General features: G+C 76.5%; 19 protein-coding genes and 1 pseudogene. 12 read left to right on the top strand and 8 right to left on the bottom strand.

All coding sequences use genetic code 11. From position 1 onward, the window contains the following. The first annotated feature begins 36 nt into the window (after positions 1-36). The 9 genes and pseudogenes from ACGBYP_RS12400 to ACGBYP_RS12360 all read left to right on the top strand — a co-directional run bounded on the left by ACGBYP_RS12400 (position 37) and on the right by ACGBYP_RS12360 (position 9,005). Positions 37-798 carry an IclR family transcriptional regulator gene (locus ACGBYP_RS12400; RefSeq protein ID WP_411584455.1) on the top strand — a complete coding sequence of 254 codons (762 nt, stop codon included), beginning with the start codon at positions 37-39 and terminating at the stop codon, positions 796-798. Beyond that, a pseudogene (locus ACGBYP_RS12395) lies at positions 785-1,174 on the top strand (nuclear transport factor 2 family protein); the annotation flags it as partial. The gene ACGBYP_RS12400 and the pseudogene ACGBYP_RS12395, both read left to right, overlap by 14 nt. Positions 1,175-1,437: 263 nt before the next feature. Next, the gene (locus tag ACGBYP_RS12390) at positions 1,438-1,650 is read left to right on the top strand and encodes a hypothetical protein (RefSeq protein WP_411585234.1); all 213 of its coding nucleotides are present in this window, start codon (positions 1,438-1,440) and stop codon (positions 1,648-1,650) included. A 126-nt stretch (positions 1,651-1,776) separates the two neighbouring features. Continuing rightward, a complete protein-coding gene (locus tag ACGBYP_RS12385; RefSeq protein WP_411584454.1) occupies positions 1,777-2,607 on the top strand; it encodes an oxidoreductase in 831 nt (276 codons plus the stop codon). Between the two features lie 96 nt (positions 2,608-2,703). Then, positions 2,704-3,912, top strand: coding sequence for an MFS transporter (locus ACGBYP_RS12380; RefSeq protein WP_411584453.1), 1,209 nt, complete (start codon positions 2,704-2,706; stop codon positions 3,910-3,912). A gap of 3 nt (positions 3,913-3,915) precedes the next feature. Next, entirely contained in the window at positions 3,916-4,596 is a 681-nt protein-coding gene (locus tag ACGBYP_RS12375) for a FadR/GntR family transcriptional regulator (RefSeq protein WP_411584451.1), read from the top strand. Positions 4,597-4,928: 332 nt separating this feature from the next. Further along, positions 4,929-7,061 (top strand): DEAD/DEAH box helicase, encoded by a 2,133-nt coding sequence (locus tag ACGBYP_RS12370; RefSeq protein WP_411584449.1) that lies wholly within the window; start codon positions 4,929-4,931, stop codon positions 7,059-7,061. 175 nt (positions 7,062-7,236) lie between these two features. Then, entirely contained in the window at positions 7,237-8,151 is a 915-nt protein-coding gene (locus ACGBYP_RS12365; protein WP_411584447.1) for a hypothetical protein, read from the top strand. Positions 8,152-8,183: 32 nt separating this feature from the next. Beyond that, complete coding sequence (locus tag ACGBYP_RS12360; RefSeq protein ID WP_411584445.1) at positions 8,184-9,005, top strand: sulfite exporter TauE/SafE family protein; 822 nt, start codon at positions 8,184-8,186, stop codon at positions 9,003-9,005. Between the two features lie 18 nt (positions 9,006-9,023). On the opposite strand, the gene ACGBYP_RS12355 is transcribed toward ACGBYP_RS12360, so the two are convergent. Beyond that, positions 9,024-9,641, bottom strand: a complete 618-nt coding sequence (locus tag ACGBYP_RS12355) for a class I SAM-dependent methyltransferase (RefSeq protein WP_411584443.1) — start codon at positions 9,639-9,641, stop codon at positions 9,024-9,026. A gap of 136 nt (positions 9,642-9,777) precedes the next feature. Between ACGBYP_RS12355 and ACGBYP_RS12350 the strand changes: the two genes are divergently transcribed. Then, positions 9,778-11,022, top strand: a complete 1,245-nt coding sequence (locus ACGBYP_RS12350; protein WP_411584441.1) for a saccharopine dehydrogenase family protein — start codon at positions 9,778-9,780, stop codon at positions 11,020-11,022. Here ACGBYP_RS12350 and ACGBYP_RS12345 read toward each other — a convergent pair. Then, positions 10,983-12,203: a hypothetical protein gene (locus ACGBYP_RS12345; RefSeq protein WP_411584439.1), complete on the bottom strand. Its 1,221-nt coding sequence runs from the start codon at positions 12,201-12,203 to the stop codon at positions 10,983-10,985. The two genes, ACGBYP_RS12350 and ACGBYP_RS12345, sit on opposite strands and share 40 nt — an antisense overlap. 117 nt (positions 12,204-12,320) lie before the next feature. On the opposite strand from ACGBYP_RS12345, the gene ACGBYP_RS12340 reads away from it, so the two are divergent. Next, a complete protein-coding gene (locus tag ACGBYP_RS12340; RefSeq protein WP_411584437.1) occupies positions 12,321-13,361 on the top strand; it encodes a site-specific integrase in 1,041 nt (346 codons plus the stop codon). 75 nt (positions 13,362-13,436) lie between these two features. On the opposite strand, the gene ACGBYP_RS12335 is transcribed toward ACGBYP_RS12340, so the two are convergent. Together ACGBYP_RS12335 and ACGBYP_RS12330 are read right to left on the bottom strand one after the other, a co-directional pair. After that, the gene (locus tag ACGBYP_RS12335; protein ID WP_411584435.1) at positions 13,437-14,084 is read right to left on the bottom strand and encodes a hypothetical protein; all 648 of its coding nucleotides are present in this window, start codon (positions 14,082-14,084) and stop codon (positions 13,437-13,439) included. Positions 14,085-14,386: 302 nt separating this feature from the next. Continuing rightward, positions 14,387-15,133, bottom strand: a complete 747-nt coding sequence (locus ACGBYP_RS12330; protein WP_411584433.1) for a CDP-alcohol phosphatidyltransferase family protein — start codon at positions 15,131-15,133, stop codon at positions 14,387-14,389. 198 nt (positions 15,134-15,331) lie between these two features. On the opposite strand from ACGBYP_RS12330, the gene ACGBYP_RS12325 reads away from it, so the two are divergent. Continuing rightward, a complete protein-coding gene (locus tag ACGBYP_RS12325; protein ID WP_411584431.1) occupies positions 15,332-16,864 on the top strand; it encodes an APC family permease in 1,533 nt (510 codons plus the stop codon). Positions 16,865-16,933: 69 nt separating this feature from the next. Here the strand turns inward: ACGBYP_RS12325 and ACGBYP_RS12320 are convergent, their stop codons facing one another. The 4 genes from ACGBYP_RS12320 to ACGBYP_RS12305 form a co-directional block, all read right to left on the bottom strand. Then, positions 16,934-18,301, bottom strand: a complete 1,368-nt coding sequence (locus ACGBYP_RS12320) for a sugar porter family MFS transporter (RefSeq protein WP_411585227.1) — start codon at positions 18,299-18,301, stop codon at positions 16,934-16,936. 174 nt (positions 18,302-18,475) lie between these two features. After that, a complete protein-coding gene (locus tag ACGBYP_RS12315) occupies positions 18,476-18,874 on the bottom strand; it encodes a hypothetical protein (RefSeq protein WP_411584429.1) in 399 nt (132 codons plus the stop codon). A 35-nt stretch (positions 18,875-18,909) separates the two neighbouring features. Then, positions 18,910-20,265: a circularly permuted type 2 ATP-grasp protein gene (locus ACGBYP_RS12310; protein WP_411584427.1), complete on the bottom strand. Its 1,356-nt coding sequence runs from the start codon at positions 20,263-20,265 to the stop codon at positions 18,910-18,912. Continuing rightward, entirely contained in the window at positions 20,262-21,137 is an 876-nt protein-coding gene (locus ACGBYP_RS12305; protein ID WP_411584425.1) for an ATP-grasp domain-containing protein, read from the bottom strand. Before ACGBYP_RS12305 ends, ACGBYP_RS12310 begins: the two co-directional genes overlap by 4 nt. Positions 21,138-21,190 lie beyond the last annotated feature (53 nt).

The raw sequence follows: 21,190 nt of genomic DNA, 5'->3' as shown, positions 1-21,190 counted from the left end.
CGTCAGGGTGTGCTCCTGCTGAACTACGCTTCGCGCATGGTGAACTCTGACGACGCGACGTCGACCGCCGACATCCGGGCCGTGGCGCGGGTCGGGCAGATCTGCGCCCTGTTCGGGTCCCAGGCCGTCGAGCTCTCGGCGGCCGACATCGCCGACGCCACCGGCCTCAACCGGACGACGGCCTACCGGTACTGCGCGTCGATGGCCGCCGCCGGCATCCTCGAGCGCGGCTCCCGCCGGGGCACGTTCGCCCTCGGCGGGCTGATGCTGGAACTGGGGATCCAAGCGCTGGGCCGCCGCCGCGTGGTCGAGATCGCCGGCCCGCACCTGCAGCGGCTGCGCAGCGCCGTCCGGATGACCGCGGTACTGGGCATCCGCGGCGCCACCGGGCCGGTGGTGGCGCTGGCGGAGGAGGACACCAGCCGGGTCGTGGTGATGACCGTGCACCCGGGCACCCGGCTCGAGCCCACCGCGGCGCAGTCGCAGCTGATGCTCGCCTACGGCGACGCGGCGGCGATGGAGGCAGCGCTGGCCGGGATGCCGGCGGCCCAGCGGGCCCGGCTGGAGACCGACGTCTACTCCGCGCGGCGGCAGGGCTACAGCGTCGTGTGGAACGGCAGCACCGTCGCGGTGGCCGCGCCGGTGTTCGACGACAAGGGGCTGGTGGCCACGGTGGCCCTGCTGGGCGCCGGCGAGCTCGACCTCGCCTCGACGCTGGAGCAGCTGCTGGCCACCGCCCGGGCGCTCAGTGCCGAGCTGGGTCACACCGGGGAGGTGGCCGCCGATGCCGCCACCTGAGGCCGCCGCCGGCCCGGCCGCCGACCGGCAGGAGCTGTTCGACCTGGTGCGCCGGGAGCGGTTCGCCCGCGACCAGCGCCGGTTCACCGAGATGGCCGACTGCTTCCACCGCAACGCCTGGGTCCGCACCACCTGGTACGACGGCGTGGGCGGGTCGGCCTACGTCGCCGCGACCCGCGACCTGATGGGCGACGCACCGGCCGGCGTCTACACCGGCAAGCACTGGGTGTTCCCCGCCGTCGCCGACGTCCGGGGCGACCGCGCGATCGTCGAGAGCCCGGCGGAGATCTTCCTGCGCCAGGAGGTCGGTGGCGTCGAGGCCGACGTGCACGCCCACTGCCGCTTCCACTCCCGGGCGGTGCGGCAGGACGGGAGGTGGCGGCTGCTGACCTTCCACGTGCTGTTCGAGTGGGACGAGCTGCGGCCGGCCGTCCCCGGCCAGGTGCCCGACCTGGACCACGAACTGCTGGCCGGCCTGCGCCCCTCCTACCGGTACCTCGGCTACGTGCAGACCCAGCGGGGTGTGCAGCTCGACCCCGACCTGCTCGGCGACGACCGCTGGGCGGAGCTGGTGGCCTTCCACGGGCACGAGGACGCGTGGCTGGCCGGGCGGGGACCGATCGACGACCCGAGGTAGACGTGGCCACCGGATGGCCCGCGCTGCTCGGCCTCCTCGTCATCGCGCTCGCCGCCCCGCTCGCCCGCGGGGGCGAGGCCGCCGGGGGAGCGCTGGCCGGAGCCGGTGAGCCACTGCCCGGGCGGGCCGCCCCGGTGCTGGTCTGGACCGTCCGGCTGGTGGGGCTGCTGGTCGCCGTCGTCGGGCTCGCGGTCCTCGCGCTCGCCGGCCGGTAGCGGTCCGCCGCGGGGTGCTCCGGGCCCCGGGGGTTCGCCGGCGCGGGGGCGGGCAGGGTGGGGGCACGCGGTGCCGGCCGGGAGGCGGGCGCCACCGTCCCCGTGCACCCCTGCGAGAGGAAGCCCATGTCCACCTGGCTCATCACCGGATGCTCGACCGGCCTCGGCCGCGCGCTCGCCGAGGCCGTCCTGGCCGCCGGCCACCAGGTCGTCGCGACCGCCCGCGACGAGCAGGCGGTCGCCGACCTCGCCGACGCCGCACCCGACCGCGTGCTCACCGCCGCGCTCGACGTCACCGTCCCCGCGCAGGTCCCCCAGGTGGTGCAGCGCGCGCAGCAGCGCTTCGGCGGCGTGGACGTGCTGGTCAACAACGCCGGCTACGGCTACCGGGCCGCGGTCGAGGAGGGCGAGGACGCCGACGTCCGGGGGCTGTTCGAGGCCAACTTCTTCGGCGCCGTGGCGATGGTCAAGGCGGTGCTGCCGGGCATGCGGGCCCGCCGCTCGGGCGCGATCGTCAACGTCTCCTCGATCGGCGCCACCATCACCCCGGCCGGCTCGGGCTACTACGCCGCGGCCAAGGCCGCGCTGGAGGGCATGTCCGGGTCGCTGCGCGGGGAGCTCGCGCCGCTGGGCATCTCGGTCACCGTCGTGGAGCCCGGCGCGTTCCGCACCGACTTCTCCGGCCGGTCGCTGACCCAGTCGAGCACCCCGATCGCCGACTACGCCGACACCGCCGGCAAGCGCCGCAAGGAGGTCGACACCACCCACGGCACCCAGCCCGGCGACCCGGCGAAGGCCGGCCGGGCGATCATCGCCGCCGTCGAGTCGGACGCGCCGCCGGCGCTGCTGCTGCTGGGCGACGACGCCCTCTCCGCCTACCGCGGGGTGCTCGACGCCCGGCGCGCCGAGGTCGACGCCTGGGAGCACCTGATCACCAGCACCGACATCGACGGCTGAGCGGACCGCGCTGCTGCACCGGGCCGTCCGCGCCCGGTGCAGCACGGTCGGAACCATTCATCCCATGATCCCACCACTGCGTGGTCTACTCCCGTGGTGACCGTCGCCACGGACCCCGACACCCGGCAGCAGCGAGGCGTCCTCACCGCCGTCGTCCTCACCGCCCTGAACCTGCGCACCGCGGTGACCGGGTTCAGCGTGCTGCTCGGGACGGCGGGGGACGCGCTGCGCTTCGGCCAGCTGGTGGCCGGCGCCATCGGGACGATCGTCACCGCCTGCTTCGCGGTGGCCGCCTTCGCCGCCCCGGCCCTGGTGCGCCGGCTGGGGCTCGAGCGCACCGCCGCGCTGGCGCTGACCGCGACCACGGTGGGCATCGTGCTGCGCGCGCTGGCCTGGTCGCCGGCGGCGCTGCTCGGCGCCTCGGTGCTGCTGTTCGCCGGCGTCGGCGCCTCCAACGTCGTCCTGATCCCGATCGTCAAGACGCACTTCCCGACCCGGGTGCGCACCCTCAGCACCGTCTACATGGTGCTGCTGCAGGTCGGGCAGCTCGTCGCGCCGCTGGTCGCGCTGGCCCTGGCCACGGTCGCCGGCTGGCGGACGGCGTCGGGGGTGTGGGCGCTGTTCACCGCGGTCGCCGCGGTGCTGTGGATCCGCGCCGCCCGGGACCGCGCCGCCCGGGACCGCGCACCGGGAGCGCCCGCGGGACCGCGCCCGGCCGGCCGCGGCGTGCACCAGCGCACCCCGCTGGCGCTGGGCCTGATCGGCCTGATGGCGATGACGACGCTGCACGTCTACACGCTCATCACCTGGCTGCCCACGATGTACACCGACGCCGGGGTGGGGGAGACGTCGGCTGCGTTCCTGCTGTCGTGGTTCGCCGGGCTGGGGCTGGTCGCCGCCTTCGTCGTCCCGCCGCTGGCCGGCCGGCTGGCGAACCCCTACCCGGTGGTCGTCGTGTGCGCCGCGTTGATGGCCGTCGGCTACCTCGGCATGCTCACCGCTCCGCAGACGGGGGCCCTGGCCTGGGCCACCGCCTTCGGCCTGGGCGTGAGCACCTTCCCGCTGTGCCTGACCCTCATCGGCCTGCGCACCGCCGACCCCGCGGCGGCGTCGGCGCTGTCGGGCCTGGTGCAGGGCATCGGCTACGGGATCGGCTGCATCGGCCCGCTGGCCCTCGGCGCCCTCGACCAGGCCACCGGCAGCTGGCGGTCGACGTACCTGGTGCTGGCGGCCACCCTCGTGATCACCCTGGCCGCCGGCTGGTGGGCCTGCCGGCCCCCGTCCGTCCCCGCGCGGCGGGGCTGACCCGTGGCCGGGGAACCGACGCTGCGGCGGGCCGCGCTGGGGACGCAGGTCGCGCAGCTGTTCCGGGAGCAGGTGAGCAGCGGGCGCTGGCCGGTCGGCGGGCGGATCCCGACCGAGACCGAGCTGGTCGCGTGGAGCGGGGCCGGCCGCAACACCGTGCGCGAGGCGATCGGCTCGCTGGTCGAGGCCGGCATCCTCCGCCGCGAGCAGGGCCGCGGCACCTTCGTGCTCAGCAGCTCCGACGTCCGGGCCTCCCTCGGCCGGCGGGTGGCCGCGACGTCGCGGCGGGACAGCCTGGAGCTGCGGCTGGCCCTGGACGCCGCCGCCGCCCGGATCGCCGCCGTCCGCCGGACCGACGACGACGCCCGCCGGCTGGCGGAGCTGCTGGCCGCCCGCCGGGACGCCTGGTCCGGCGGTGGCCCCGCCGACCGGGCCCGGACCGACACCGCACTGCACCGTGCCGTCGTCGCGGCCACCGGCAACGAGCTGCTCGCGGAGGTCTACGAGGGGCTGCTCACGGTGTTCGAGGTGGTGCTCGACGACGACGTGCGCGGCGTCACCGACGACCTGGCGCAGCTGCACGAGGAGCTGGTCGCAGCCGTCACCGACCGCGACCCGGAGCGGGCCGCGGCCACGATGGCGGCGCTGCTGCAGCCGATGATCGACGACCTCGGGCCGGCCTGACCCCGCTGCCGCGGCCCGTACACCACCCGTGCGGGGCGTCCGGCCCGGCGTCCGGCGTCCCGCGCCGACCGGCGCGCGCTAGCATCGTGAGAGCGCAGACCACGCGGCACCCGCCCGATGACGGACACCCCGGCGTGGTCGCTGCCCCGTCCCCGACCGGGACCCCGGTCCGCCGTCGACGGCGGCCTCCCGGGTCGCGGCCGTCCCGGGTCCGGTCGCCACGTCGCTCCCCGGAGCGGCCGGCGCGGTCGTGCCCGGACGGCGTGCCGGCCGCAGGCGGCGGCGCGTCGCCCGCGTCCGGGGGCGTGCTCGGCACGACAGAGGAGGAGTCCGTGGCTCGAACAGGCCAGCGCCAGTCCGGCAACCGCCGGGGGCCCGCACGCGACCAGCGGCGCAACCGTGAGCCCGGCGACGTCCTGTCCGTGCTCGCCCGCGCCGTCCGCGAGGTCGAGGCCGCGGCCCAGCGCGGCCCGGTGACCCCGGGGGCGCGCGCGAAGTTCCAGGTCGTGGCCCTGCTGGTGCGCGAGGAGCACGCCCGGGTCAAGGCCGCGCCCGACCTGTCCGAGGCCCGCCGCGCCGAGCAGCTCAAGCGCCTGGACGGGATCGCCACCATCCTGGCCCGCACGGCGGTGCGCGACTCCGCGCTCTACGCCCTGCTGTCCGAGGACGCGGCCGTCTCCGACACCACCCGCCGGCTCAAGCGCGAGATGCTGCGCGACGCCGGCATCGAGGTCGCCGACGAGCCCGAGGCCCCCGCTCCGGTCGCCGCCGCGGCGCCCACCGCCGCCCCCGAGCGGGTCGTGCCGCAGTCGGTCATCTCCCGGCAGCTGGCCAACCCCTTCCTCGCCCCGGACTTCTCCGCCGTCCCGCAGGCCCCCGCGCGGCCGCGCCGGCTGGTCGGCTGGGAGCTGATCGGCCCGCTGCTGAGCTCCTTCGAGCGCGCCGGCGCCGGCGACGCGGCCTGCATGTCCCTGCCGTTCCCCACGTCCCGGTTCACCCCGACGGGCATGGAGCTCATGCCGCACCAGGGGCAGCTGGTGGCCGCGGCCGCCGCGGGCCACCGCACCTTCCTGCTCGCCGACGAGCCCGGTCTGGGCAAGACGGCGCAGTCGCTGCTGGCGGCCGAGGCGGCCGGGGCCTACCCGCTGCTGGTGGTCGTGCCGAACGTGGTCAAGACCAACTGGGCGCGCGAGGCGGCGCTGTGGACCCCGCACCGCCGGGCCACGGTCATCAACGGCAACGGCGACACCCTCGACGGCTTCGCCGACATCGTGGTCGTCAACTACGAGGTGCTCGACCGGCACGTGGGCTGGCTGGGCGACTTCGGCTTCCGCGGCATGGTCGTCGACGAGGCGCACTTCATCAAGAACCGCTCCTCGCAGCGCTCGCAGCACGTGCTGGAGATCTCCGAGCGGGTCCGCGCCCGCAGCCCCCGGCCGCTGCTGATGGCGCTGACCGGCACACCGCTGATCAACGACATCGACGACTTCCGGGCCATCTGGCAGTTCCTCGGCTGGATCGACGACGGCAAGCCGCTCGACGGGCTCATGGACGCGCTGGAGGACACCGGCCTGACGCCGGCCGACCACGGCTTCTACCCGTCCGCCCGCCGCTGCGTGGTCGAGCAGGGCATCGTCCGGCGGCGCAAGGTCGACGTGGCCGCCGACATCCCGGCCCGCCGGATCGCCGACCTGCCCGTCGAGCTCGACGGGGCCGAGGGCCGGTCCATCCGCGCGGCCGAGCGGGAGCTGGCCCGCCGGCTGGTCAAGCGCTACGACTCCGCGATCGCGGCGCGGGAGACCGCCACCGAGGTCGAGGGCATCGACGAGAACCTGGTGCGCCAGGTGGCCCGCTGGGAGCTCAAGGACGCCACGTCGACCAAGGCCGGCGAGAACGTGTTCTCGATGATGCGGCGGATCGGTGAGGCCAAGGCGGGCCTGGCCGCCGACTACGCCGCGCAGCTGGCCCGCAGCGCCGGCAAGGTGGTGTTCTTCGCCAAGCACATCGACGTCATGGACACCGCGGAGGAGACCTTCACCCGGCAGGGCGTTCGCTACTCCTCCATCCGCGGCGACCAGACGCCCGGCGCCCGGCAGCGCAACATCGACGCCTTCGTCAACGACCCGGACGTCGCGATCGCGGTGTGCTCGCTGACCTCGGCCGGGGTGGGGCTGAACCTGCAGGTGGCCTCGAACCTGGTGCTCGCCGAGCTGTCCTGGACCGACGCCGAGCAGACACAGGCCATCGACCGGGCGCACCGGATCGGGCAGACCGAGCCGGTCACCGCGTGGCGGATCATCGCCGCGCAGACCATCGACGCCCGGATCGCCGAGCTGATCGATAGCAAGGCGGGCCTGGCCGCCCGCGCCCTGGACGGCTCCGACGAGGAGGTCGGGTCCTCCGCCGACGTGCAGCACGAGGCGCTGGTCGCGCTCCTCACCGACGCCCTGGCCGCCCGGGTCTGAGGCGGCGCGCGGGGCGCGACGCGCCGACGGCGTTGTCACGGAACGGCAACGGTGGCTACGGTGGCCCGAGTCCGGCCGGTCGGCACGCCCCGCAGGGGAGCCCGCACACCCGCCGCAGCGCACCCCGCACCCGGGTCCTCGTCGCTGCGCCCGCACCCCTGGAGCACCACCGCCCATGCGCCCCCGCACGTACCGCCGCCCGCCCGCCGGCGCCCTCCTCGGCACCGCCGTCGCGGGAGCGGTGGCGGTCGCCGTCCTCGCCAGCACCGGGATCGCCGGCATGGGCGCGGCCGTCCCGGTGGTGGCCGAGCCGCAGCCGGTGAGCGTGGCCGAGCAGCTCGGCCTGGCCGGTGCCCCCACGGCCTCCGGTCCGGCCACCGACCTCGGGCCGCTGGCGGAGCTGGCCGCCAGCCGCAGCAGCCGCGAGGCCGCGCAGACCGCGGCCCAGCAGGCACAGGCCGCCGCCGACTCCGCCGAGCTCGAGCGCCGGCGGGTCGAGGAGGAGGCCGCCGCGGAGGCCGCCGCGGAGGCGGAGGCTGCCGAGAAGGCCGCTGCCGAGGCGGCCGCTGCCGAGGCGGCCGCTGCCGAGGCGGCCGCTGCCGAGGCTGCTGCGGCCGTCGCGGAGGCAGCGGAGGCGGAGGACGCCGCCGACGAGGAGACCCCCGTCGTGGCCGCCGCGCCGGCCCGCAAGGCGCCGGTCGCGGCCGCGGCCGAGGCGGTCACCAGCGCGGTCGCCCGGATCAGCAACCGCACCGGCGCGGTGAAGCCGCAGGTCCAGGCGGCGGCCGACCAGGTCGTGTCGGCGGTCCCCGGCGCCGGCGGCATCACGCTGGGCGGCACCCGGGCCAGCGCCACCGACCCCGGCGGCCACCCCTCCGGTCTCGCGCTGGACTACATGGTGCTCACCGACGCCGCCCTCGGCGACGCGATCACCCGCTACCACATCGAGCACTGGGCCGAGCTCGGCGTCGCCTACGTCATCTGGGAGCAGCGGATGCTCAGCTCGCCGAACGGGTCCTGGAAGCAGATGGAGGACCGCGGCGGGGTGACGGAGAACCACTTCGACCACGTGCACGTCAACTACCGCTGAGCCGGCGCTCCGGGGTTGGCTAGCCTCCCCGGGTGACCGACGTCCTCGCGGTGGACCTGCTGCCCGAGGGGCTCACGCCCACGGTCCTGCTCCTCGTGCTGCTGGCCGGCCTGACCGCCGGCTTCGTCGACGCCGTGGTGGGCGGCGGCGGGCTGGTCCAGCTGCCGGTGATGCTGCTCGTACCCGGGCTCAGCCCCGTGCAGGCGCTGGCCACCAACAAGCTCGGCGCCATCCTCGGGACGACGACCAGCGCGGTCACCTTCTACCGGCGGGTGCGCCCCGACCTGCGCACCGCGCTGCCGATGGCGGGGGTCGCGCTGGTGGCCAGTGCCGCCGGCGCGTCGGTCGCCGCACTGCTGCCGACCGCCGTCTTCAAGCCGGTCATCGTGGTGGCGCTGGTGGGGATCGGGGCGTTCACGGTGTTCCGCCCGGCGCTGGGTGAGGTGACCGCGCTGCGGCACGCCGGCCGCCGGCACCACGGCGTGGCCGCCGCCGTGGGCCTGGTCATCGGCTTCTACGACGGCGTCCTCGGCCCGGGCACGGGGTCGTTCCTGGTGTTCGCGATGGTCTCCCTGCTGGGCTACGACTTCCTCGCCGCCAGCGCCAAGGCCAAGATCGTCAACTGCGCGACCAACCTGGGTGCCCTGCTGTTCTTCATCCCGCACGGCTCGGTGTTCTGGGGCCTGGGGCTGATGCTCGGCGCGGCCAACATGGTCGGCGGCTACGTCGGCGCCCGGACGGCGACCACCCGGGGGAGCCGCTTCATCCGCGTCTTCTTCCTGGTGGTGGTCACCGTCCTGATCGCCCGGCTGGGCTGGGACGTGTGGACCGAGGAGCTGCGTCCCCGGCTCTGAGCGCGGCTGCGCCACCGGTCAGCTGCGCCGGGTGGCGCGGACGACCACGTCGTCCAGACGGCGGCCGTGCCCGCCGGGGAGGGTGCGCTGCGGCTCCTCGGCGGTCACGACCCTCCACCCGGCGTCGTCCAGCCGGGCAGTGACGGCGGCGGCGGTGACCGACGCCTCGGCGGGCGGCCCGTCCCCGTGTCCGTGGGTGTGCCGGTGGCCGACGACGAGCAGGGTGCCGCCGGGCGCGACCCAGGAGGCGAGGCGGTCGTAGAAGGCCAGCTGCGGACCGGCCGGGTGGGCGTAGTGGGTGGTGACCAGGTCGAAGGCGGTGTCCGGCTCCCAGACGCCGAGGTCGGCCTCGACCCAGCGCACGCGGTCGCCGGCCGCGCTCGCGGCGGCGCGCACGGCGGCCCGGGCCAGCGCGGCGGCCGAGATGTCGGCGGCCGTCACCTGCCAGCCGTGCTCGGCCAGCCACAGCGCCTCCGCACCCGCGCCGCAGCCGGCGTCCAGGGCCGTGCCGGGCACGAGGCCGGCGAGCTCGCGGGCCAGGTAGGGGTGGGGCGGCGCCCCGGCCATCGACCCGGGGCCGCCGGCCCGGTCCTGCCAGTGCTGGTCCCAGTAGTCGCTGTCGAAGCCGTGCGTCATCGGTGCTGCTCCCTGTCCGCGGATGAGCTCCGACGATGACCCGGCGCCGGGCCCACGCGCGAGCATCCTTGCCGGACCGGCACGGGCAGCACCGGCTCGGGCCGCGGGGGAGCGGCAGCGGCGGCAGGATGACCGGATGACCGACGCCCGCCCGCACGACCTGGTCCTCTACGGCGCCACCGGCTTCGTCGGCCGGCTGCTGGCCGCTTCCCTGGCCGAGGCGGCGCCCCCGGGCACCCGGATCGCGCTGGCCGGGCGGTCCCGGGACCGGCTCGAGGCGGTGCGGCGCGAGCTGCCCGGCCCGGCGCGGGACTGGCCGGTGCTGGAGGCCGACTCCGGCGACGCCGCCACGCTGGCCGCCCTCGCCGGGTCGACCCGGGTGCTGGTCAGCACGGTCGGCCCGTACCTGCGCCACGGACTCCCGCTGGTCGAGGCCTGCGCCCGCGCCGGGACGCACTACGCCGACCTCACCGGTGAGGTGCTGTTCGTCCGGCAGGCCGTCGACCGCGTGGACGCCGTCGCCCGGGAGACCGGCGCCCGGATCGTGCACGCCTGCGGGTACGACTCGATCCCCTCCGACCTCGGCACGCTGCTGCTGGCCGAGCGCGCGGCCGCCGACGGTGCCGGGGCGCTGCGCGACGTCCGGCTGGTGGCCACGGCCCGCGGCGGGTTCAGCGGCGGCACGATCGACTCCGCGCGGACCCAGCTCGAGGCCGCCGGGCGCGACCGGTCGCTGCGCCGGCTGCTCGCCGACCCGTTCGCGCTGAGCCCCGACCGGGCCGCCGAGCCGGACACGCCCCAGCCCCGGGACGCCGCCCCGCCGGCCCGCACCGCCGACGGCCGGTGGACCGCCCCGTTCGTGATGGCGTCGTTCAACAGCCGCATCGTGCGGCGCAGCAACGCGTTGCAGGGCTGGCGGTACGGGCGCGGGTTCAGCTACGGCGAGGTCATGGGCACCGGCCGCGGGCCGGCCGGCGCCGCGGTCGCCCTCGGCGCGACCGCGGCGCTGGCCGGGGCGTTCGGTGCGCTGTCCTTCGCACCGGCCCGCGGGGTGCTCGACCGCCTGCTGCCGGCCCCGGGCACCGGCCCGAGCGCGGCGACCCGGGAGAGGGGCTGGTGGCGGATGACCGTGGACGCCGGCACCGAGAGCGGCCGCGCCTATCGGGCGACCGTCGCCGGCCGGGGCGACCCGGGGTACGCGGCCACCGCCGTGATGCTCGGGCAGAGCGCGCTCGCGCTCGTCCTGGACGGCGACCGGCTGCCCGACCGGGCCGGGTCGCTCACCCCGGCCACGGCGCTGGGCGGGGTGCTGGTCGAGCGGCTGCGGGCGGCCGGGCACACCTACGACGTGGTCGAGGTGGGGGAGCGGCGGCCCGGCTGACCGCCCTCAGGTCGGTGCGGGTCGTCCCCGGCGGGTGACGCCGCGCCGCGGTCGGGTGCGCGGGTCGCGTCGGCCAGGGCGGCGCGGGCGGCCTCCGCCTCGGCGAGCGACCGGTCGCGGGACTCCTCCGCCCGTAGGCGGTCCTGCCGGCTCTCCTCGGCGCTGCGCTCGGCCCGCTCGGCGCGGACCTCCTGCGCCCGCAGCGCCTCCGCTGCGGCGGCGGCCCGCGCGACGGCGGCGTCGGCCCGGGAGACCGCTGACTCGACCCGGCCTTCGGCGGCGGTGACCTGCAGTCGCGCGCTCGTCTCCGCCAGCTCGGCGCGGCCCGCCGCCTGCGCGGCCTCGGCCCGGGCCGCGTCGGCGTCGGCCCGGGCCGCGTCGGCCTGCGCGCGCGCCGCGCGCTCGGTCGCCTGGGCGCGGTCGCGGTCGGCCTCCGCCGCCGTCGTCCGGTCCTGCGCGGTCGCGGCGTCGGTGAGCGCGCGGTCCCGCGCCTCGGCCGCCCGGGCCGTCTCCGCCCGGGCTGCGGTGGCGTCGGCCAGGGCGGCGTCCCGGGCGTGCCCGGCGTCCTGGCGGGCGGTGTCGGCCTCGGCGGCGGCGGTGCGGGCGGTGTCGGCCTCGGCGCGTGCCTCGCGGGCTGCCTCCTGCGCGACGGCGGTGGCCTCCCGGGCGGCGTCGGCCTGGGCGCGGGCGGTGGTCGCCTCCGCGCGGGCGGTGGCCGCCTCGGCGTCGGCGCGTGCGGCGGCCTCGAGGGCGTCCCGGGTCGCCCGTTCGGCGACCACCCGCACCCGGTCGGCGAGGGTGGCGCGCTGCTCGGCCTCGGCGATCTCGCGGCGGGCGTCCGAGCGCACGGCCGCCCGCTCGACCTCCAGGAGCTCGGCGTCCGCCGCGTGGGTGAGCGCCTCGCGGGCGCGGTCGACCTGCTCGGCGATCCCGGCCAGGGTGTCGCGCAGCCGGTCGGCGACCTCGGTGAGCGTGTCGACCGTGCGGCCGGCCGGCGAGACGGTCGCCGGCTCCCCTCGGGTCACGGCCCGGGCTGCGGCCGCAGCGCGGCGGGCGGCGAAGGCGGTCGTGCGGTTGTGGTCCGGGCGCGCGCAGTAGGACGACCGGCCCCCGGTGGGCGGCGGTGGCGCCACCGGCAGGGAGCAGTCGGGGAACGCGCAGATCGCCTCAGTCGCCGTCATCCCGCCAAGGCTGCCACCGTTCGTGCGTTGGTGCTCGTTTGCACGAACGAACGGACGGCGACACGGTCGACGGACCCGGCCCGCGCAGTAGCAGGCAACACTCCATAATCAACTGTTATGGAGTCCTCCTCATCGGGCGCGCAGACAGCGAGCGGGAGCGTCCGGGACGTCGTCCCGGCGACCCCGGTGGGCGCCCAGCCCCGCGACGGGGGGCTCGTGCTGCCCGGCGATGTCGAGTCCGTGGGTCGCTACCTCGACGCGGCCAAGGCCGAGTCGACGCGGCGGGCCTACGAGGCGGACTTCCGGTCCTGGTCGACGTGGGCGACGCAGCGGGGCTTCTCGCCGCTGCCGGCCGCCGACGCGGCGGTGGCCGCCTACCTGGCCGCGCTGAGCGACGCCGGCGCGAGCCCGCGCACCGTCGCCCGCCGGCTGTCGGGCATCGGCCACGCCCACCGGGAGGCCGGGCACCCCAGCCCCTCGGAGCACCCCGGCACCCGGGAGGTGCTGCGCGGCATCCGCCGGGCGGCGGCCCGCGGCGGGCGGCGTCCGAAGAAGGCCCGGGCGCTGGACACCCCGACCATCCGCCCGCTCGTCGAGGACCTGCCCGAGGGGGTCGCCGGGGCGCGCGACCGGGCGCTGATCCTGGTCTCCTTCGCGCTCGGGTTGCGCGCCTCGGACGCCTGCGGGCTCGACGTCGCCGACCTCGCCCCGGCCGGGCACGGCGGCCTCGACGTCACCGTCCGGTTCTCCAAGACCGACCAGGAGGGCGCCGGCGAGGTGCTGGCGCTGGCCCCCGGCGTGCGGGCGCAGACCTGCCCGGTGCGCGCCCTGCAGGCCTGGGTGGCGGCGGCCGGGCTGGAGTCCGGGCCGCTGTTCCGCAGCGTCGGCCGGGGAGCGGCGCCCCGGATCGGCGCGACGCGGATGGCGCGGTCCTCGGTGCGGCTGGTCCTGCACCGGGCCGCCGAGCGCGCCGGCGTCCCGCTGGAGGGGCTGAGCCCGCACAGCCTGCGCCGGTCCTTCGCCACCGAGGGCTACAAGGCCGGTGTCAGCGAGCGGGAGCTGGCCCGCACCGGCCGGTGGGCGTCGGTGACCACGCTGCGCGGCTACGACGCCAGCAGTCGCTGGGCCGCCCCGGCGTCCGCCCGCCTCGGTCTGTGAGTCCGGCAGCCGGCGGCGTCCGGCTGTGCCCGGCGGCGGACCGGCACCCTGCTGGGGGTCGACGGGCTGCGGCCGTCACCGCCGGGCGCCGCCGAGGACGGAGGGCTCCGGGACGGCGCCCGGGGCGTCCTCCTGCTGTCCTCCCGGCGGCTCCCCGGTGATCCCGAGGGCGCGCAGCCGGGCGGCGATCGAGGCCCCGGCCGACCGGACCCGGCGGCGGAGCGGTGCCAGCGCGCGGGTCAGCGCCCGCCCCAGCCGGGCGGCGGCCCGCTCGACCACCGCGGACGCCACCCGCAGCCGGCGCACCGCCGGCGCGAGCCGGACCGCCACCCGGCGGGCCCGCTCCCGGGCCGCCGTCACCACCGGCCGGGTGCGCCGCACCAGCCAGCGACCCACCCGCCCCAGCCCGCGGGCCATGGCCAGGAGCACCCGCCGGCCGAGCCAGGTCCAGACCCGGCGCAGCCCGCGCAGCGGCGGGTCCAGCAGCCACCGCAGTCCCCGGCCCAGCGGCCCCAGCGCCCGCAGCGTCGCCCGGAGCGCGTGCCCGGCCCCGCGGGCCAGGGCCGCCGTGCCGGCGTCGACGGTGGCGAGCAGCCAGAGGCCGGCGCGGCCGAGCCACTGCAGCCCCAGCCAGGCCACCGCCAGCGGCCACACCAGGGCGCGCGCGGTCCGGCCGGTCGGGCGGGGGCGCGGGCCGGGACCGGCGCCGGGGGAGCGGGACACGTCGACCTCCTGCGGGCTCGGGAGAGGAACGTCCCGCCGTCGTGCCCCGGTTCCCGCGCCCGGATGGGCGGCGGCACGGCCACAACACATCGACGACGGTCGACCGGGCGGGCGCGACGTCGTCCTGACCGGCGGCGACCAGCAGGGCGCCCAGCACCGCCCGGTGACGCGCCGTCCGGCAGGGCACGAGCTGCCCGCCGCGCCAGGCCTGCACCGGGACGAGGACGCGGGAGGACGTCCTCGTCCATCCCGGCGCAGCCCGGGGTCGCGCGCCCCGGTGGAGGGCCCCGGTCACGCCCGGGTCAGGGGGTGGCGTCGACCGGCGTGCCCGTCCCGGCCGCACGGCGGCGGTGCCGGGCCATCGCGGTCAACCGCAGGCTGACCGCGACGTAGTAGACGACGTAGCCGAGCGACACCGCGACCACCAGCGCGTTCACGTCCGGGTACTGCACGAGCAGCACCGCGTACGTGCCGATCCACACCGCGGTGAGCGCCAGGCTCACCGCGCGCAGCGTCTTGGTCCGCGACGGGTACAGGTAGTGCACCGGCACGAACACCAGCACCGAGCACACCACCAGGACGGCGGCGACGGTGCCGCGGCCGAGGTCCAGCACGACGACGTAGAACGCGACCACGTTCCAGTAGCTGGGGAAGCCCAGGAACGCGTGGTCCTCGGTCTTGGCGTCCGCCCGGCAGAACTGGTAGCAGGAGGCCATCAGCGGCAGGGCGGCCAGCGCGTACCCGGGCAGGCCGTCGGGGAGCGCCCCCGTCGTCCAGAGCAGGACCACCGGGGCGAAGACGTAGGTGAGGTAGTCGACGATGTCGTCGAGGCGGGCACCGTCGAACCAGGTGATCGTCTCCTTCACGCGGGCGGCGCGGGCGAGCATCCCGTCGGTGCCGTCGACGACCAGGGCCACCAGGCCGATCCACAGCGCCGTGACCACCTCGCCGTCGATGGCGGCGAGCACGATGAGCAGCGCGAGCACGGAACCGCTCGCGGTGTAGACGTGCACCGCCCAGCCTGCCAGGCGTCGGCCCAAGGAGAACACCTCTGGAGTCGGGGAGTGGGAGGACGGCAGCCCACTGGGCGCCGTCGCTGCATGACCTTTCCACGTCCGCGGCTGCCCGGCCGCACGACGTCCGTCCCGCCGTGTCGCGCCGCGGCGGCGGGACCGGTGCGAGTGGCAACCGTGCCCCGGACGGGGCAGAGTGACGCGACCGATCGACCTCCGAGACGGGGAGCGCCCGTGGACACCACGACCCAGCACGGCGACGCCTCGCTCACCGACTTCGGCTACACCCAGCAGCTCGACCGCCGGATCGGCCGGTTCGCCAGCTTCGCCGCCGGGGTCAGCTACATCTCGATCCTGACCGGCACCTTCCAGCTCTTCTACTTCGGGTTCGGCGCCGGCGGCCCGGCCTACGCCTGGTCCTGGCCGATCGTGTTCGCCGGCCAGCTGATGGTGGCGCTCTGCTTCGCCGAGCTGGCCGCGCGCTACCCGATCGCCGGCTCGCTCTACAACTGGACCAAGCGGCTGGGCAGCCGGACGACGGCCTGGATGGCCGGCTGGATGATGCTCACTGCCTCGATCGTCACGCTCTCGGCGACGGTGCTGGCCTATCAGATCACGCTGCCGCAGTTGTGGTCGGGCTTCCAGGTGGTGGGCGACGGCACCGGCACCTACGACGTCGCGGTCAACGCCATCGTGCTGGGCAGCGTGCTGATCCTCTTCACCACCCTGGTCAACGCCTTCGGCGTGAGGCTGATGGCGCGGATCAACAGCGTCGGCGTCTTCATCGAGCTGGTCGCGGCCGTGCTGATCATCGTGATCCTGGCGGTGCACGCCACCCGCGGGCCCGCCGAGGTGCTCACCGAGACCGCCGGCCGCGGCGAGGGACAGCAGCTGGGCTACCTGGGGGCCTTCCTGGTCGCCGCGCTGGCCTCGGGCTACGTCATGTACGGCTTCGACACCGCCAGCTCCATGGGCGAGGAGACGATCGACGCCCGCCGCACCGCGCCGCGGGCGATCATCCGGGCGATCACCGCCTCGTTCCTGCTGGGCGGGCTCATCCTGCTGTTCGGCCTGATGTCGGTCGAGGACCTCGGCGACCCGCAGCTGTCCTCGTCCACCGGCGGGCTGCAGTACGTGCTGCTGTCGGCGGCCGGGGGCGGGCTGGGCAAGGCGTTCCTGGTCTGCATCGTCGTGGCCATCACCGTGTGCTGCCTGGCGGTGCACACCGCCACGATCCGGATGATGTTCGCGATGGCGCGGGACAACAACCTGCCCTTCGCGGCGCGGCTGGCCCGGGTCGACCCGAGGCGCCGCACGCCGGTGGTGCCCGCCGTCCTCATCGGGGTGCTGTCGATCGCGATCCTGGTGCTCAACGTGCGGCAGCCGCAGGTGTTCACCGCGGTCACCAGCATCGCGGTGGTGATGATCTACGTGGCCTACCTGCTGGTCACGGTGCCCATGCTGGTCAGCCGGCTGCGCGGCCGGTGGCCGCTGCCGGACGGGTCGGACGGGCCGGACGGCGCCCGGCGGTTCTCGCTGGGCCGCTGGGGCCTGCCGGTCAACGTGCTGGCCGTGCTGTGGGGCGGCGGGATGGCGCTGAACCTGGCCTGGCCGCGGCGCGAGGTCTACAACGCCACCGAGCCGCACCACTGGTACCTGCAGTGGGCCGCGTTCGTGTTCATCGGCGCGATCGCCGGGACGGGCCTGGCCTACTACCTGCTGCGGCAGCGCCACCGCACCGGCGTGCTGGCCGAGCACGCGGCCTGAGGGCCCGGCACGCACGAGCGCCCCCGCCCGGACGACGTCCGGAGCGGGGGCGCTCGTACGGGGCGGTGCCTAGCGGGACCCGGCGAAGTCGGCGGGCCGGAACTGCCCGTCGGACAGCTTCTGCTCGATCTGCTCCAGGCTGCGGCCGGTGAGCTCGGGCATCCGCCGGTAGAGGAAGACGAACCCGGCGATGTTGAACGCCGCGTACAGCCAGAAGGTCTGCCCGGTGCCGATCGTGTCGATGATGCTCAGCAGCGTCAGCGTGATCAGCAGGTTGGTGCCCCACAGCGACGCCGACTGCGCCGCGGCGCCGGCCTCGCGGGTGGCCAGCGGGTAGATCTCCGAGCCGGTGAGCCAGCCCATGAGCTGGATGCCGCCGGCGGTGAAGGCCATGAACGCGATCAGCGTGGCGATGATGTAGGGCACCTGCGCCTCGCCGCTGTTGCCGGTCACGAAGAAGGTGCCCAGCACGATCAGTGCCAGCGCGGCGCCGGGCAGGGTGAGCAGGGTCAGCCGCCGGCGGCCCACCCGGTCGATGATCGCCAGCCCGATCAGCTGGGTGACCAGGTAGGTGGCGCCCAGGGCGACCGAGACGCGCAGCGCCGCGCTGTCGGAGAAGCCGTTGTCGGTGAGGATCGTCGGCGAGTAGTAGACGATCATCTCGATCCCGGACAGCTGGGTGAACACCGCCAGGCCGCACCCGACGACCAGCGCCGGGCGCACCCAGCCCTCCCGCAGCCCCCGCCAGCCGCTGGTGCGCGCGCTGGACTCGGCCTGCACCAGCTGCTGGACCTCGTGCAGCTCCCCGGACACGTCGTGGCCCTGCGGGCGGACCCGCTCGAGCGCCTGCCGGGCGTCGTCCTCGCGGCCGGCCTTGAGCAGCCAGCGCGGGCTGTCGGGCAGCCGCAGCATGAGGGCGAACATCAGCGCGCTGGGCACGACGGCCGCACCGATCGACACCCGCCAGTCGACGCCCTCGGTCGCCCCGATGATGGTGGCGATGAGGATGCCGACGCCGATGGCGATCTGGAAGAACAGCACCAGCCGGCCGCGGTAGCGGCTCGGGGCCAGCTCGGCCACGTAGGTCGGCGCGGTCTGGGTGGCCCCGCCCACGGCGAACCCGAGGACGACGCGGGCCGCGGACAGCAGCTCCGGGTCGGGTGCCAGCGAGGCGCCGAGCGAGCCGAGCACGAAGACGACACCGACGATGAGCAGCGTCCTCTTCCGGCCGAACCGCTGGCTGAGCCGGCTGCACACCAGGGCGCCGATGACCGCGCCGGCCAGGATCGAGGCGGCGATCACCTGCTCCCAGCCGCTGCCGATCTGGAACTCCTCGCTGATCTGCAGCAGCGCGCCGGAGATGATCCCGGTGTCGTAGCCGTAGAGCAGGCCGGAGATGGCCGACACCAGGGCGACGACGACGACGGAGCCGGTCAGTCCACCGCCGTCGTCGCGCCCCCCGTCGCCGGTGGACGTGCGATACGCAGTGGGCGCTCGGCCCTCGGACGCGGTAATCGGACTCTCCCCGTGGTGCGTGTGAGCGTGGCGCTGGTCACGCTACGGCCGCGACCGGCCCCCCGCCTGTCCGCCGTCCCCGTGGGCGGGCATCGCTCAGCCGCGCAGCAGGTGCAGCAGCGCCGCGGCGTAGGCCTCGGCCGGCTCGGGGCCGTTGAACCCGGTGGTCACGCCGGCGACCCGCAACGTGACCCGGTAGCCGTCGCCGGTCGGCGCGAGCCCGGCGAACGCCTCGCCGAGCAGCTCGCGCAGCTGGTGCTCGGCGGGGACCCACAGCGTGTCGGACTTCTCGACCGAGTCCAGCGCCCACTCGGTGGTGCCGTTGAAGCCGATGACCGGGCCGCCGGGGAACTCGTGCACCTCGACGGTCATGTCCGACAGCACGAACACCTCGTCGTCCATGTCCCGGTCGACGACCACGAAGCTGTCACCGCGGGCCGGGGTCCACGGCAGCCCCGCCTCGTGCAGGGCGCGGGCTGTCGCAACGGAGAGCACGGGCCCATCCTCCGCCATCGCCGGCGCCGGCGTCCTCAGCCCGGGACCCAGGTGTCCTTGGCGCCGCCGCCCTGGGAGGCGTTGACCACCAGGTCGCCCGCGGCGAGGGAGAACCGGGTGAGGCCACCGGGCAGGACGACGGTCCCGGCGTCGGTGCAGAAGGCGTAGGGCCGGTAGTCGACGTGCCGCGGCGCGAGCGCGCCGCCGACGACGGTGGGGTGGGTCGACAGCGCGACCGGCTCCTGGGCGATCCACTCCCCGGGGGCGGCCAGGACGGCGGTGCGGGCGCGGTCGAGCTGCTCGGCGGTGGCGCGCGGGCCGATCAGGACGCCCCAGCCGCCCGAGCCCGACCGCGGCTTGAGCACCAGCTCGGCCAGCCGGTCGAGCACCGCCCGGAGGGCGTCGGGGTCACCGAGGTCGTAGGCGGGCTGGGACCGCAGCAGCGGCTCCTCGCCCAGGAAGTGGCGCACCAGGTCCTCGACGTAGGGGAAGGTGCGCTTGTCGTCGGCCACGCCGGTGCCGAAGGCGTTGACCACGGTGACCGTGCCCGCGCGCAGGGCCGGCAGCAGCAGCTCGCCCAGGTCGTTGGGCCGGCCGTCGTCGTCGGTCAGCCGCTCCTCGCTGGTACGCCGCCACAGCAGGTCGACCCGCCGGCCGTCGGGCAGCAGCAGGTCCGCGCCGCGGGGGGTGAGCTGCGCGGGCAGCACGACCGGGGCCCCGACCAGCTCGCCGAACCGGTCGATCTCCCAGGACACCGCGCTGCGCGGCCCGTCGCCGAGCACGGCCACCACCGGGTCGGCGACGTCGGTGGCGTCGGCGAGCATCCGGCGCATCGCCGCGGCGGCGGCCTCGCGCACCGGGGCGGGGCCGGGCTGCACGCCCAGCCGCGGTGCCACCAGGTCGCGGGCGGCCAGCGCGTAGGCCAGCAGCGACGGCGTCCGGACGTTGTCCTCCAGGACGACGAACTCCCCGTCGGCGCCGCGGACCAGGTCGGGCCCGGCCATCCCGATCCAGCGCCGCGGGGTGGGGAGACCGGGGTGGACGTAGCGGTTGGTGTCGACCACCGCGGCCGGGACGACGCCGGCGCGGACCGCCTCGCGCGGTCCGTGGACGTCGGCGACGAACGCCTCCAGCGCCCGCAGCCGCTGGTCGACGCCGGCGGCGATCCCGGACCACTCGCGGTGCTCGAGCACCCGCGGCACCGGGTCGACGGTGAAGGGGTGGGCCTCGCCGGCCGGGCCGTGCTCCAGGCCGAGGTCGGCCGCGGCCCGGGCGACGTCGGCGGCCAGCGCGGCGGGCCCGGAGGCGCGGACCGCCTGCAGCGTCGCGGCCGCGTGCGGGCGGTCGCCGCCGCCGGGCAGCAGCGCCTCGTCGAGGGACGTGCCGCTCACGCCGCCACCGCGGCGGCACGCCGGGCCGCGGCCAGGGCGGCGCGGGCGACCCAGCGGCCCTGCTGGGGGTCGGTGACGTCGAAGCCGAAGGGCGCGTTGGCCTCCAGGGCGAGCAGCCGGCCACCCGGCTCGATCAGCACGTCGACGCCCATCAGCCCGCCGCCCAGCGTGGCGACCATCCGGCTCGCCAGCGCCGCCAGCTCCGGCGACGCCTCGTACACGCGGGGGTAGACGGTCCCGTGGGTGACCAGGGCACCGGCCTCCCGGTCCTTCTCGTACACCAGCGAGGTGGTGGTGGGGGTGGCGAAGACGCGCGCGCAGGCAGGCTCGCGCACCCACTCCTGCAGCAGCGAGGCGCCCCGCCGGTGCCCGCCGGCCGCCTCGTCGTCCCGCCAGCCCGCCTCGACCCGGCGCGCGGCGTCCAGGTCGCCGACCAGCTCGATGTACCGCGCCCCGTCGCCCAGGGCGGGCTTGAGCACCAGCCGGCTGCCGGGCGCGGGCCACGCCGTCAGCTCCGCCAGGTCCCAGGCGGCCGGTTGCGGCACCCCGGCGGCGGCCCACACCGCGTGGGTGACGAGCTTGTCGGCCGAGGCGACCAGCGAGGTGACCGGGTTGAGCAGCGGGACGCCGGCGGCCTCGAGCAGGACCGCCAGGGCGAAGGTCGGCGCGTAGGCGACGACCTCCTCGACCAGCACGTGCGCGATGGCCAGGTCGTAGCGGCCCGGGGGAGGGCCGGTGACGGGCCAGTCCGCGGGCACCCGGGCCAGCCGCTCGACCTCGGCGCCCTCGGCCTCCAGGGCCCGCACCCACGCGTCCGCGTAGCCGGCGTCCTCGTACCAGTCCACGTCGGTCATCACCAGCAGCACGCGCACCTCGCCACTGTGCCCGCCCGCCCGGCCCCGCGCAGCACGGACGCAACACGGGT

Origin of the sequence: Modestobacter sp. SSW1-42 (assembly GCF_046635825.1) — a bacterium.
Lineage (GTDB): Bacteria > Actinomycetota > Actinomycetes > Mycobacteriales > Geodermatophilaceae > Modestobacter.
Note: the sequence above shows the minus strand (reverse complement) of the source record. Positions and strands in the feature narration are given on the sequence as shown.